At 70.7% G+C, this 13,214-nt stretch carries 12 protein-coding genes; 3 read left to right on the top strand and 9 right to left on the bottom strand.

Translation table 11 applies throughout. The features are described from left to right. Positions 1–10 precede the first annotated feature (10 nt). Positions 11–1,186 (bottom strand): hypothetical protein, encoded by a 1,176-nt coding sequence (locus NQZ70_RS31825; RefSeq protein ID WP_165374277.1) that lies wholly within the window; start codon positions 1,184–1,186, stop codon positions 11–13. Positions 1,187–1,290: 104 nt separating this feature from the next. After that, positions 1,291–1,914 (bottom strand): hypothetical protein, encoded by a 624-nt coding sequence (locus NQZ70_RS31820; RefSeq protein WP_237244226.1) that lies wholly within the window; start codon positions 1,912–1,914, stop codon positions 1,291–1,293. 228 nt (positions 1,915–2,142) lie between these two features. Between NQZ70_RS31820 and NQZ70_RS31815 the strand changes: the two genes are divergently transcribed. Further along, the gene (locus NQZ70_RS31815) at positions 2,143–2,844 is read left to right on the top strand and encodes a hypothetical protein (RefSeq protein WP_237244225.1); all 702 of its coding nucleotides are present in this window, start codon (positions 2,143–2,145) and stop codon (positions 2,842–2,844) included. Positions 2,845–2,865: 21 nt separating this feature from the next. Here the strand turns inward: NQZ70_RS31815 and tssG are convergent, their stop codons facing one another. The 5 genes from tssG to NQZ70_RS31790 form a co-directional block, all read right to left on the bottom strand. Beyond that, positions 2,866–3,999 (bottom strand): type VI secretion system baseplate subunit TssG, encoded by a 1,134-nt coding sequence (gene tssG / locus NQZ70_RS31810; protein WP_129577581.1) that lies wholly within the window; start codon positions 3,997–3,999, stop codon positions 2,866–2,868. After that, positions 3,963–5,732: a type VI secretion system baseplate subunit TssF gene (gene tssF / locus NQZ70_RS31805; protein WP_129577580.1), complete on the bottom strand. Its 1,770-nt coding sequence runs from the start codon at positions 5,730–5,732 to the stop codon at positions 3,963–3,965. Before tssF ends, tssG begins: the two co-directional genes overlap by 37 nt. A 73-nt stretch (positions 5,733–5,805) precedes the next feature. Next, on the bottom strand, positions 5,806–6,228 hold the full coding sequence (gene tssE, locus NQZ70_RS31800) for a type VI secretion system baseplate subunit TssE (protein WP_129577579.1): 423 nt from the start codon (positions 6,226–6,228) through the stop codon (positions 5,806–5,808). Positions 6,229–6,274: 46 nt separating this feature from the next. Next, positions 6,275–6,760 carry a type VI secretion system tube protein TssD gene (tssD, locus tag NQZ70_RS31795; RefSeq protein WP_129577578.1) on the bottom strand — a complete coding sequence of 162 codons (486 nt, stop codon included), beginning with the start codon at positions 6,758–6,760 and terminating at the stop codon, positions 6,275–6,277. Between the two features lie 143 nt (positions 6,761–6,903). Continuing rightward, positions 6,904–7,413: a type VI secretion system tube protein TssD gene (locus NQZ70_RS31790; RefSeq protein WP_129577577.1), complete on the bottom strand. Its 510-nt coding sequence runs from the start codon at positions 7,411–7,413 to the stop codon at positions 6,904–6,906. Positions 7,414–7,930: 517 nt separating this feature from the next. Between NQZ70_RS31790 and NQZ70_RS31785 the strand changes: the two genes are divergently transcribed. After that, positions 7,931–8,848, top strand: coding sequence for a hypothetical protein (locus NQZ70_RS31785; protein WP_129577576.1), 918 nt, complete (start codon positions 7,931–7,933; stop codon positions 8,846–8,848). Between the two features lie 222 nt (positions 8,849–9,070). Here NQZ70_RS31785 and NQZ70_RS31780 read toward each other — a convergent pair whose 3' ends face one another. After that, a complete protein-coding gene (locus tag NQZ70_RS31780) occupies positions 9,071–9,757 on the bottom strand; it encodes a hypothetical protein (protein WP_237244224.1) in 687 nt (228 codons plus the stop codon). A gap of 90 nt (positions 9,758–9,847) precedes the next feature. Continuing rightward, on the bottom strand, positions 9,848–11,140 hold the full coding sequence (locus NQZ70_RS31775) for a type VI secretion system-associated FHA domain protein (protein ID WP_129577575.1): 1,293 nt from the start codon (positions 11,138–11,140) through the stop codon (positions 9,848–9,850). A 192-nt stretch (positions 11,141–11,332) separates the two neighbouring features. On the opposite strand from NQZ70_RS31775, the gene NQZ70_RS31770 reads away from it, so the two are divergent. Continuing rightward, positions 11,333–13,192 carry a transglycosylase SLT domain-containing protein gene (locus NQZ70_RS31770; RefSeq protein WP_129577574.1) on the top strand — a complete coding sequence of 620 codons (1,860 nt, stop codon included), beginning with the start codon at positions 11,333–11,335 and terminating at the stop codon, positions 13,190–13,192. Positions 13,193–13,214: the final 22 nt, after the last annotated feature.

Below are 13,214 nucleotides of genomic sequence, written 5' to 3'. Positions count from 1 at the left end.
TCCACGGAGCTCACTGTCCGCCCGTGCCGCCGGTGCCGCCTGCCCCGCCGGTGCCGCCTGCCCCGCCGGTGCCGCCTGCGCCGCCTTCACCCTCGCCCTCGGCAGCCTGGCATGTCTTGAAGCCGGTCGAGGGGTCGACTTCACATCTCCGGGAGGTGCAGTCGTTAGGGGTGACGCAGGCCTGCCCATCCCCGCAGTCCCTATCGCAAAGCGTGCCGCCGCAGTCGATGTCGGTTTCCAGGCCATCCTTCTCGCCGTTGAAGCAGAGCGGCGCAGCCGGTGGAATCAGGCAATTGAAGTACTCGACCACCGCGGCGGGCGTCTCCTTCACGATACCCTCATTGTCGGTCTGCGGATCGAACGGCGGGTAGTGGACGCGGAAGCTGATGAATCCGGCGTACTTCTCCACCTCCTCAGCGTCCGTCAGGTCAGCCTTCGGCGGAGGCTGAAGGCCAGCGCTCGACTCGAGCACCGCCCTCGGCAGCAGCTGGTCGAAGCCGCCACACTCCCGTTCGGCGGCGTCGATCCGGTTGAAATGGTGCGAAGTCCCGTCGGCGCAGCTCACATCGAGGATGTCCCGGCCCTCCGGTGTCGTGATGGAGACAGTCCCGCCGTGCACGCTGAGGACCTCGGCGCTGCTGCCGCCGCCGCTTCCGCCAGTGCCGCTGCCGCCGTTCCCGGCGTTGCCGCCGCCACCGTCGCTGCCGCCACCCTCATTGCCGCTGCCATCGTCGCACTGCGGGAGCATGGCGCTGCCGCCGGCGCCTCCCGCACCACCGGCGTTCTCGGGCTCACCGCAAGGATTGATCGTCACGGAGTAGGTGAACTCCCCCGCGTACGTGAACGATCCGCACTCCTGCGCCTGGGCGTCGATGCGCTTGAACGAGACGCTCGTCGGGGGGAACGCCGCGATGTCGAGCGGCGGATCGAAGATGACCTGCCCGCCACCCTCGAGGAAGCACACGTCGAGCTTCTCACGGGTCGCGAAGCTGCCTTTCGGCCCATTCCCTGCGCCCGGAGCGCCGCACCTGTCGTTGATGTCGTCGTGAAAGGTCGCGTAGCAGCTGTTCGGATCCCTGAGGAACGCGCAGATGTTCTCGAACTCCTCGCCGCAGCCGGGCACGGTGACGGCGGCGGCCACGAGGATCGGAGCGACGGCGGCGGCGAACATGACGTAACGGCGCATGGGCGCAGTCTACGCGGACTCCCCGCAGGTGGGCCAGACCCGCCGAGGCCGCCAAGGCGCGCGGCGCCGGGGGGCGCCTCGGCCTCACGCGTGGGCGGCTCGCCTCAAAGCTCCGCGTAGGGCCCGGGGACGACGTACGCGTCGTCGTTGCCCGCGTACGTGAACACCCCCCAGCAGACGAGCTTGTACTTGATCGCGAACGCCATCGCCTCCCGCAGGCTCGCCTTCGGCGCCAGCACCGCGAGGTTCGAGCGGCGGACGCCCCACCAGCCCGGCCCGTGCTGCAGCACCGCATCGTGGAGATCCTTCGTCGCGTGCTCCGAATCCTCGAGCACCGCGAGGCGCAGCCGGACGAACGACTTGTCGCTCGCAGGGAAGTCGAACCAGTACAGGTTCGACCTCGCCTGCTTCGGGGCGATGCTCCCGGCGCCCTGCGCCGACAGGAAGCGCGCGAGGTCGTCGGGCGCGAGCTTCTGCGTCACCGGGTGCGTGTCGACGCCCTGGCACGCCTCGGGGCCCACCTTGAACTCCCCGAACGCGAGCGACGACTCGCGGCCGTTCTCCGGCGTCAAGAGGAACCTGTCGATCTCGGGCAGATCGTTCGGGTACTCCACGCCGGCGTCGATGCCGCTGCACGCCGGGACCGCCAGCGAGAGCGCGAACGCCGCCGCGAGCGCGGGGCGCCCTGGCGCGCGGCTCGGCGCCGGACGCCCGCGGGCGGGGCTCATGCTGCAGGGGGGGCTCGACGCGCTCGCCGCCGGTGCTCCGGCGGGCGCGCCCTTGCGGCTCGGTTTGCTTTCGTTCGACATGGCTCTCTCGCGGCACCTGGGGCGTCGCCTCGATCGGCGGGCGCAGCGCTGCCCGGGCCGGGCAATCATTCAATGCCGGACGCCCCGAGGGCAAACTCCTCTGCGAACATTTGGCTGGCGCGCCCCCGCTGGCCTAAAGTTCGGCCGATGAGGCACCTCGGAATGCCGATGCTCGCGCACGTCCCCGCCCTCCGCGCAGGGCTCGCGGCCGCCGCGGGGCGCGCCGGCGCGGCCTGCGCCGCCGCGGCCGCGATCGCGCTGCTCGCCGGCTGCGGCGGGTCGCCCACCGCCCCCAAGCAGGACGAAGTCTTCTATCTCCACGGCGCCAGCGGGCTGCTGAGCAAGGACCAGAGCTTCGAGGTGTACTTCCCGCCGCTCGACGCCCCGGCCACCGACCGGGTGCCGCGCCGGATCGGCGTGGGCCTCATGAACGGCGACGTCCGCATGAGCCGCCCGATGGACTGGAACGTCGGCGGCGCCGACTACACGCCCGAGCGCCGCTTCATCACGTACCAGTCCCCGCGCCAGTTCCTGTTCTCGATCTACGAGCGCATCGACAGCCCCGAGGACCCGTGGCCCGACGTGCTCAAGCGCTACGAGGCCGACCTGGAGGAGCAGGGCGCGCAGATCCTCTCCGGCCGCGCCCCGGTGGCCACCGCGAACACGCAGGGGCGCAGCTACCTCGTCAAGGCGAAGATCCCCTCGAAGCCGGTGTCCGAGGCGTTCGCCCACGAGATCCTCGTCCGGAGCCCCCGCCGCGTCCTGCTCGTGCAGATCGTGCACCACGAGAACATCGACGCGAACGCCGACGAGATCACGGCCGCGCTGCAGAGCCTCACCGTGTACTGACCGCGCGGCGCGCGCCTCCCGTCACGTCGGCGGGGGCTCGCCCCGATCCTCCTCGTCCTCCTCGTCGCCGCCCGCGAGGTGCTTGTCGTCGAGGGGGATCGTGATCACGAGCCGCTCCGCCGCGGAGCCGCCGATCCACGCGGTGCGCTTGAGCGTCGAGGCGCGCGGCGAGCCGAGCTGGAACCGCGGCGCCTCCTCCGTGTCCACGTGGATCTCGAGCATCACGTCGTGGATGCCCGGCGTGAACGTCTCGATGATGCCGCGGACGAGCTCCTGACGCTGGCCGCCGGGCAGGAACGAGAGGTACTCGTCGTAGCCGACCGGGCCGAGCACGACCTTGTAGCGCCCCGACCCGTCGAACACGTAGCGCCCCAGCGTCAGGCTCTCGCCGAGCTGGTGGTTCATCACGCCGAGCTTGTTCCTGAACGGCTTCTCGATCTTCGTCCAGTGGCCGACGAACTGCTCGATCTTCACGCCGATGCGCCCGAGCATCTCGGAGAGCACCGTCTCGAGGTTCCGCGCCGAGCGCGACTTCGAGGCGAGGATCGGCGCGTAGCGGAGGAAGAAGAAGCGATCGAGCGGCGTCTCGTAGTCGCGGAACCCGTCGAGCCCGACCGCGCAGAGCATCCGGCGCGAGAACGGATCGGCGCCCTGTTTGCGGTACGTGACGGGCAGCCGGTACTTGGTCCACGCGCGGTAGAGCAGCGACAGGAGCCGGTGGTGGAAGACGTCGAGCAGCTCGCGGACCGGCTGCGGCCCGCCCTGGTAGTCGGCCAGCGCGATCTGCTCGATGAAGTACGCCGGCAGCGGCGACACCGAGCCGTACAGGCCGAGGAACGTGGTCGAGACGCGCGCCCGCTCGACGCCGTCCGGGCCCTTGACCGGCGCGAGCTCGCTCACGTCGCTCGACGCGAAGATGAGCGACGGATCGCCGCGCAGCCGGATGCGCTCGTCCTGCACGGGCCCGAGCTGGCCGACCGGCGGCGCGGCGGGGGAGAGCCGCTCGAGCAGGTAGACGAGGCGGTAGTACGAGAAGCGCGGCGCCGTCTCCGCGAAGCGCCGGAGCGCCTCCAGCGCCGCGGGGTCCGCGGCCGCGGCGCCCTTCGGCGCGGCCGGCCTCAGATCAGCGTCAGGCTGCCGCTCTTCGGGTCCCATTTGTGCACCACGCGTGTGTTCGTGCCGGTGACCGTCAGCTGCGTGAACGAGTTCAGCGAGACGTAGGACCCGAGCATCTCGTTGAGGATGCTCGCGAACAGGTACATCTCGCCCTCGCCGACGAACCCGCCCTCGTCGAGCTCGATGTCGACCGCGACGCCGCGCACCGGCGCGCCCCGGTACAGCCGGTCGGTCGGCCGCACCCGGATCGACTTGATCGCGGCCAGGCGGAGCTGGTTCGCGCGCGCCGCCTGGCGATCGACGATCGCCTGGAAGTTGTAGAGATCGACGGTCGCCCGGAGCACCTCGAGCTCGGTGATCGAGCGGTAGCTCATCGCCATGTGGGCCAGCACGCGCCACTGCAGCTCGCGCCCGATCGGCGGCGGGAGCGGCGCGGTGACGCCCGTGAGGTTGGTGAAGCTCGCCACCGCGGGGGAGGTCGCCGTCGGCACCCGCAGATCGCCGAGCTTCAGCTGCGCCGGCAGGCGGCGGTTCGTGCTCGTCGCCTCGATGCTGATCACGTCGAACTCGGGGAGCGCCCCCGCGTCCTGCGGCGAGCCGAACGACAGGTACATGTCGATGCCGTCGCCGATCGCGGCCGGGCGGAGGTGCGTCTGGTAGAAGATCGTCCGCGCGGCGGCCTCGGGATCGAGCTCGTGCTGGAAGCTGAAGAACGAGGGGATCTCGACGCGCTGGCTCGTGCGGCGGGCGATGCCGACGACCTTGTCGATGCTGTGGATCTCGAAGGCCGCGGGCGTCGCGCCCGCCGGGCGGCACAGGTACTCGTGCTTGGTGGCCTCGGGCTTGATCGGATCGCTCGTGTGCTCGAACAGGTTCACGACCGGCGAGCAGAACAGCCGGAGGTTCTCCCGGCTGACCCGGGTCCCCGGCGGGAGCCCGTCCCTGAACTGCAGCAGGATCGCGAACCGGTCGGAGATCCGCTCCGCCGAGAGCGCCTGGAGGCCGGTCACCTCGAAGAACGCGAACTTCTGCGGGAGCGTGAAAAACTCCTGCAGGAGCCGGAAGCCCGGGTAGACCGTCTTCGGATACGGGATCAGCGCCTCTTCGTCGGTGAAGCCGGTGAGCCGCACGGCGCGCGCCGGGAGCGACGCGATCGTCGTGTCGCGCCCGGACGCGTCCACGGCGGCGAGCGCGACGGTGTCGACGTGCGCGCCGACCCAGAGGCGGAGGTCGTCCTGGAGCCGGCGCTCGCCGTGGATGTAGAAGCGCAGCGACGAGAGCGACAGGCCCGCGAGCGCGGCGCCCCCGGTCAGGCGGAGCTCGATGCGGAGCGTCTGCGCGAGCTGCGCGCCCGTGTCGACGCGCACGTCCTCCACCGCGAGCGGGACGAGCTCGACGTCCTGCGTCGTGCGGAACCGGCACGAGACGCCGTCGACCGGCACCGACCCGACCTCCGCGTGCCGGGCCACGACGAGCTTCTCGCGCACGACGTTCGGGAGCGGCGTGAACTCGATGATCGACGTCGCCGGGATCTGGCGGAGGTAGTGCGGAAAGAGCAGCGACGCGACCGAGTGGATCACCTCGGGGAGCTCGTCGTCGAGCTTCTGCCGGATCTTGCCGGTCAGGAAGGCGACGCCCTCGAGCAGGCGCTCGACGTCGGGGTCGCCGCCGCGCTCCGCGAGCATGGGCGCGATCCCGGGGTAGGCCGCGGCGAACTCCCGCCCCAGGTCCCTCAGGTAGGTGAGCTCGTCCTGGTAGTACTTGTTGAACATCCTCTCGCCACCGCCAGTCGACCGCCAGGGCCGGAGCGTGTCAACCGCCGTGAGCTCGGCCGCCGCGCGGACGCTACGTCATCCGGACGTTGCCGCTCTGGTCCACCGCGGCGCCGAGCCGGAGCGCCTGGCGCCGGCCGTCGGGGAACTGGATCTGCGCGGTGATCTCGAACTCGAGGACCATCGACTGCAGCACCGAGTCGCTGCGCACGTGCCGGACCTGCACGTTCTTCAGCCGCGGCTCGTAGGTCTGGATGCAGTTCTTGAGCGAGCGCTGAACCAGGCCGATCGCCTCCGGGAACTCGTGCAGCACCTCGGAGACCTCCATGAGGCCGTAGTCAGGGCAGGTCAGCGAGCTGCCCTGGCGGGTGTTCAGCATGTGCCCGAGGTGCATCAGGATGGCCGACTCGAGGTCGTGATCCCGGTAGCTGTGCCGCTCCGTCGAGTGCGGGTCGGCCGCGTGCTGGATGCGGGTGAGGAGCGATGCGCCGGCCACGGCGCGGATCGTAGATCAGCTCGCGCCTCGAGCGGAAGCCCGGCGTTCAGCGCGGGGTGAGCCAGTCGTCCTCGGCCGAGATGCCCCCGTCGTTCCAGGTCCAGAGCACCTTCTGGTACGTGAACGCGACCTCTTCCTGCTCGGGCACGCGCGCCAGCGACGGGTGCCGCACGTTGAGCATGTGGAACTGGATGCTCGAGATGTTCGCGTTCGTGAGCTGGACGGTGAAGACCGGCTTCTCGACGCCGATCGCGACCGACCGATAGAACTGGAGCTCCCAGCGGGGGATGCTCTCGTTGTGGCTGAGCATGCTCAGGAGGAGCGGGGTGGACCGGTCGAGGTCCTTCGTGACGATGAAGGGCTTGTGCATCCGCTTGCCCGTCGGGCGACCGGTCACCGGATCGCGCGGCCCCACCAGCGAGTGGAACACCTCGGTGACCAGGATGCTACCTTCTCGCCCCTTCTGGGTGACGGAGCCCCTGACTTCCCCTTGTTTTGCGCCGACGAGTCTGAGGTAGGCGTTGAGGGGCATGCCGACATTCTGATCCTAGGACGCGGTATCGCCACGCCTGAATTCGAGCGACCTCCCGGCCGGCTCGGATCCATGACGACAAACGCGACCGGGCGACCCGAAGGCCGCCCGGCGCGACGAGACCCGAAGCTAGGGGCTAGGGGCTACTGGTTCGGCGCCTCCCAGTCGTCGTCCGCCTGGCGGGCGCCGTCGCCGTCGTCATAGGACCACTCGATCTTCTGGTACGTGAAGGCGATCTTCTCGTACTCCGGGATGTCCCGCTGATCCGGGCGGCGGGTATTCTCCATGTGGAAGTCGATGCTGGCGACCGTCGCGTTCGTGAGCTTGACGGTGTAGTGGTTCTGCTCCTTGCCGACGTTCTTCGACGCCGCGGTGCCCGGCGTGAAGAACTTGAGCGTCCACTCCGAGATGCTCTCGTTGTTGACCAGGGCGTTGTAGAGAAGGGGGGTCGCCTTGTCGAGCTCCTTCGTGATCACGAAGGGCTTGTGCTGGCGCTTCCCGCTGGGCATCCCGGTCGCCGGGTCACGCGGGCTCACGATCTGATGCTGCACCGAGATGACAGCGATGGACTTCTCGCGACCCTTCTGGGTGACCGAGCCGTCGATGGGGCCCTGGGTAACACCCTTCAACGTGAGATGAGCTTGCAACGCCATGATCAATTGCCTCTTCCTTCGAAGTCTCGCCGCCTGGGCTCAGTCTACGCCCCATTGCGCGCTGGCAGACGGCTCGTCCCCTCGGGAGTAGGAGTCTGGATACCCAGAGATACGACTCTCATCGTATCTCTATCCCTGAACAGCGCAGGGAGCCCAGAAGGTAACTCCCTATATGGGAGCGTCAAGACTTTTGTGTCCGAGGGCAGCCGGCGCCTGTAGCTCCCTCTGTCTCCGATGGCCGCAATATTCCGTCCGCTGGCCCACCGCTGCGGTCCTGCGGCGCTCGTGTGTCGAGCGCGTTGCAGACGCTGTAGGCGACGCGACGATGCGCGGCGCGACGGCGCGATCCGAGGGTGGGCACGACCGCCGACATGGAGAACAAGGTGGCCTGGCCGGCCAAGGGGGCTGGCCGGCCAAGGCGGCTGGCCGGCCAACGGGGCTGGCCGGCCAGCGTGGCCGGCCAGGGGCTTCGGTCGCGAACTCGCCTCGGCGACGCCTTGCATGATACGAAGGACGCGTGAGCATCGTTCGTTTCGGCTTCGTCGTCGGCCTGGGGCTCGCCGCCGCCCTCGCGGGCTGCGGAGCGTACCCCGAGCAGCCGCACGGCGAGCTGCAGACACGCAAGCAGAACCCGATTCCGGTCTGCACGACCCAGCTCCCGCCCGCGCGGCGCGCGGCGGGCACCAAGGCGGCCGTCCGCACCCTCGATCCCGACCAGTGGCTGGGGGTCGTCGTCCCCAGCTACAGCGAGGAGCGCGGGCTCGGGCCGACCGACGTCGACTGCACCGGGCACTACGTGTTCGCCAACGAGACGCTGCGCGGCGGCGTCTCCAAGTCCGGCTGGCCGCGCAAGATCGATCCGGACGAGGTCGAGATCCGCTCCGGGCCGGAGGGGCTGCGCGCCATCTGGGTGCGCGCCCTCAAGTTCGAGAACGGCGACGAGGGCGGCCTCGTGGCGCTCGTGCGCGCGGCGGGCGACCGGGCCGACGTCTACGGGATCGGCAGCTTCCGCGCGCCGGCCAAGGGGACCAAGCTGTCCCCGGTGCGCCTCGGCAACGACAACCTCGTCGTCGCCGAGACGAAGAGCTGCCCGGATCCCGACGACTGCCGGCAACGGGCCCACTTCTACCTGGCGCGACGAGGACGCCTGATCGAGGCGGCCTCCGTCGACCTGGAACGGACCGCGGTGGTGCCCTCCGTCACCGAACGCGGGCTCTACGCGCGCTACGTGCTGCGCACCGACGTGTCCTACAAACCGAACGGCATCCAGCTGCTCGAGCAGGTGCGCGTGAAGATCGTGAAGTACGACGACGGCAACCGCGACAGCGACCGCGAGCTCCGCCGCGTCGAGTTCCAGCGGTTCCTCCGGGTGGAGCGGGATACGCTCTTCTCGTCGAATGATCCGCTCTGGGAGCGCGTCGTCGGACAGGACTAGAACTGCAGCGGCGGCGCTGGCCCCAGCGCCGCCTCAGCGGACGACGAAGGAGAGGGGGCACGTCGAGGACGCGACGGTGAACCGCCCGGCGCTGGAGGAGGGGGGGCGCCGGAGAGGAAGGCCGCCGCCGCGAGAGCGAGAGGATGGTCGGAGAGGAAAGTTGCCGTCACGACGGCGAGGAAGGCTCGCCGGCGAGGGGGACACGCCGGCGAGCTGCGGCGGCTACCAGCAGAACAGCGCGTTGCCGTAACCGCAGTTCGGACGCTGGAACATCGCGTAGGCGGTGCCGACGGCGAGGCCGCTCAGGAAGCCGGTGACGCCGCCGATCGCGATCTGACCGGCGTTCTCGTGCGGCCGCGTGCCTTCCGGGGCGACGCCGCGGGCGATCGTGGTCACGACCGAGGCGGTGAGGGGGAAGGCGACATTGCCGATGAAACCGCCGGCGTTGAAGCGACCCGACGAGTACCGGAACGTGTCGACCAGGAAGATGCCCGTGCCCGCGCCCGTCGCACCCCACGAGGCGAACGCGTGCGTCGAAGGGCCGCCGAAGGACTCGCAGCCCGAGTCCGGCAGCGCCGTCTTCGTCTCCTCGATCCCGCATCCGGGGCGCGTCGACTCGATCGCGTCCTTGATCGGCAGATCCACGAGCAGCGTCAGCGCGGTCATCGTCATCGCGGGCGCCAGGACCGAGAAATGCCAGCGCCCCTTCCAGCCGACCGTGGCCTCGGGATCGCTGTAGTAAACGCGCGGCATCAGGAAGACGACCGAGGAGCCCAGCACGAGGCTCACGTCCGAGACCGTGGCCCAGCCCTTATCGCGCTCCGCCTCCGCGGCCGCCTCGCGCGGGGCGAGGAGGCACGCGGCGACCGAAAGACAACCTGCTGCTACGACTTTCTCCCTGATTCGCATGAACGGCGCCTCGCGTTCGGCCGCGCCACCGGAGAAGGGCGGCGAGCTCGAGGCGCGGCGCGCCGCGCGAAGCCCCGCCGTTTTGGGGCGCTACCGTTTGTTCGAATTCCCAGAGACGGGGAAGCGGACGATGCTCCTGCCTCCCGACTCGCCGGATGACCCGTAGTCCTCTCCGGCGGTCGCAGCGTACGCCCGAGAGAACTGCTCGCCAAATATTTCCCTAAACGTCTCCTTGTCCTCCCCCGAGTAGTCGCCGTGGCGGCGCTCGTAGAGCTTCCAGAGCTCCTCGTACTTGCTGGAGAACAGCCCGCCTTTCTTGCCCTCGCGCTCGAGCTTCTCTTCGAGCGTCTTCGGCGCGAGCTTCACGAGCAGCGACCTCACGCCCCCCATCACGCCGTTCAGGAGCGCGATCTGGTGGCTCATGACATCGACGAAGATCTCGTGGAGGTGCCGCGCGGCCTCCGGCCCGCCGACCGGCGTGAGCAGGACCGTGCCGAGCTCCTTCGCGTCCTTCGCGTTCGCGACCTTGTCCGTCTCCGCAGAGCGATCGCGGGCCAGCACCTCGGCCTCGAACTCCTGGTAGCCGTCGCGCAAGCTCACGAAGCACTTCAGGAAGACCTCCATCGTGTCGCGGAGCCGCCGCGCGAAGTTGACGATGCCCGCCACGTCGTCCGGGGGCTTCGCGCCGGGCGCGAGGGCGCCCGCCAGCTCGGACAGCGCGGCGAACGCGGCGTTCGCCGGCGCCAGCTCGCCGAGCGTGCGGTAGTCCACGCCGTAGTACTGGGAGATCTTCTGGAAATCCCGCTCCGCGAGCACGCTCGGGTGCTCCTCGCCCAGCCGGCGCAGGTAGCTCTGGCGCGCGTCGGGCGGGAGGCGCGCGAGGTGATCCCAGATCATCCGGTACACCGCGGCCCACGCGGTCCGGTACGCCTCCAGGTACGGCACCACCTGGCGCAGGTACGGGTCCTCGCCGCCGGGCGCGGCGCGCTTCTGCGGGTGGAGCAGCGCGGAGAGGTTCTCGCCGCCCGTGCCGAGCAGCGTGCCGTCGCTCGGGCTCTCCGACTTCAGCGGCGCCTCGACGATCGCGAGCCGGATCTGGATCGGGCCGATCGTGATCTCCGGCTGGCTGCTCACGTCCACCGAGGTGTCGCGCGCCAGCCGGTGCCCGGCGAACATCGTCCCGTTGGTCGAGCCGAGGTCGCGGACGAGGATCCGGCGATCGCGCACGTCCACCGCCGCATGGAACTGGGAGATGTACGGCCGGTCGATGTGAAGGTCGTTCAGCTGGTTCCTGCCGATCCGGACAGGGAAGCGCTCGAACGAAGCTTCGAAGCTTTGGTTGGCCTGGGTGTCGGACACGCGGGCCGAGAGCGCCGCCGGCATGGGTGCAGACTAGCAGACCCGCTCCGCCGCACGGGAGTGCCTGACGCCCGTCCGCTCCGGCAATGCCGCCGACGCGCGGTCCGCCCACCGGCCGCAGCGCGCGGCGAACGCGAGCCGATCGCTTTCTTGACCAGTTTGCCTACATGGTGCGACCTTAAACCACACATGAGCCTCGTCCATAAGATCCCTCCCATGGTCTCGGCCCTGGCGTTTGGCTACGGGGTCGGGATGGCGGCGCCCCAGTCGGCGATCTCGTCGGTCCAGTCGGCGGTGTCGACCTACCAGCTGGGCGGAGCGCGGGCCGGGGCGCCGGTCGCGGCGCTCGCCGCCGCGCCGGTGATCGCCGCGCCGGCGCCGTTCGCGCCGCCGGCGCGCGGGGTCGGCGCGCCGGCGCTGCCGGCGGGGAGCGAGTCGCGGGAGCTGCTCCGGCTGCGCGACGCCGCGGGGCGCGATGCGCGGGAGGGCGCGTCCTGCGAGGTGGATCGACCGAGCTTCTCGCGGCCGCCGCGCGCGTTCTCCGCCGAGGGCAGCTACGCCGACGACGTGGACGACCTCGACGCGGCCGGCGCCGAGGCGCTCTCGAAGCTCCAGCTGCCGGACCTCCGGCTCTCCGTGTCGCGCCGCACCCTGAAGTACGTCCGCTTCTTCACGCGGACCGACCGCGGCCGGGCGATGTTCGAGACGTGGCTGAAGCGGAGCGGGCGCTACCAGGAGATGGTCCAGGCCGAGCTCCGGGACCGGCGGCTGCCGGAAGATCTCATCTGGGTCGCCATGATCGAGAGCGGCTTCGACCCGCGGGCGAAGTCGCCGGCGGGCGCCGTCGGGCTCTGGCAGTTCATGCCCGCCACGGGGGCGGTGTACGGGCTGCAGCAGACGCGGCACCTCGACCAGCGCAAGAACCCGCGCCTCGCCACGCAGGCCGCGGCCCACCACCTGCGCGATCTCTACATGCGCTTCGGCAGCTGGGATCTCGCGCTCGCGGCTTACAACATGGGTTACGAGCAGCTGCTCGACCGCATCGATCGGTACGGCACGTCCGACTTCAACGAGCTGGCGCGCCAGGAGGCGATCCCCTCGGAGACGGCCGCCTACGTGCCGAAGATCGGGGCGGCGGCGATCGTGGCGAACAACCTGGAGCGGTTCGGGTTCGACCAGGTCGCGGTGAGCCGGCCGCTCGACGCCGCCGAGATCGCGGCGCCCCCGGGGACGCCGCTGAAGACCCTGGCGAAGGCCGCGGGCGTGGCGACGTCGACGCTGCGGACGCTGAACCCCGACATCCTCGGGGACCGCGTGCCGCCCGGCCGGGGGGACTTCATCGTGATGCTCCCGTCGGACACGCTGGCGCGGGCGCAGGCGGCCCTGCCCGCGATGCTCTCCGCGGAGCAGCTCGCCACGGACGACGCGTCGATCCTCGATCCGGTCGACCTGCTCGGCGGGCGCGACTTCGCGCCGCGGCGGAGGAGCCTCGACGACGACAGCCTGCTCTCGCTGCTCCCGAAGCCCGCGCGGCGGCGGGCGGCGGACCCGGCGGACGACGACGACCGGCCCGCGAGCGGCAAGCGGCGCGCGATGCGCGACCCCGTGGCCTCGCTCGACGACGGCGCGGAGCGCCCGTCCGACGACGACGCGGCGTACGCCCCGACGCGATCGCGGGCCCCGCGCGCGGCGCGATCCGGGCGCGAGGTGATGCTCTACCGCGTCGGGCCCGGCGATACGCTGATCGGCGTGGCGCGGCAGTTCGTCATCGACGTCGAGGACGTCGCGCGCGATAACGGGATTGACCCGGGCCAGAAGCTCCGCGTCGGCGCCCTGCTGAAGCTGCGGATACGGCCCGACATGGTGGACCGCGTCGCCTCGAGCGAGGCGGCCGTCGCGCAGGCGAAGGACGAGAGGGCCGAAGACGGCGCGGCGCCGGCGTCGCGCGGCGCCGCGCCACGCGTCGAGGCGGCCCGCGGCGGGGCGAGGCCGCCCGCGCGGGACCGCGGAGAGGCCGGCGGGGGCGCGGGCCGCGCCCCGGAGGCCGCGGAGAAGAAGCCCAAGGGGCGCGGCTGACGACGGCGCTTTCGGACGAGGG

It is taken from the genome of Sorangium sp. So ce836 (assembly GCF_028553905.1).
Lineage (GTDB): Bacteria > Myxococcota_A > Polyangia > Polyangiales > Polyangiaceae > Sorangium > Sorangium cellulosum_D.
This window is presented reverse-complemented; position numbering and strand designations above follow the sequence as displayed.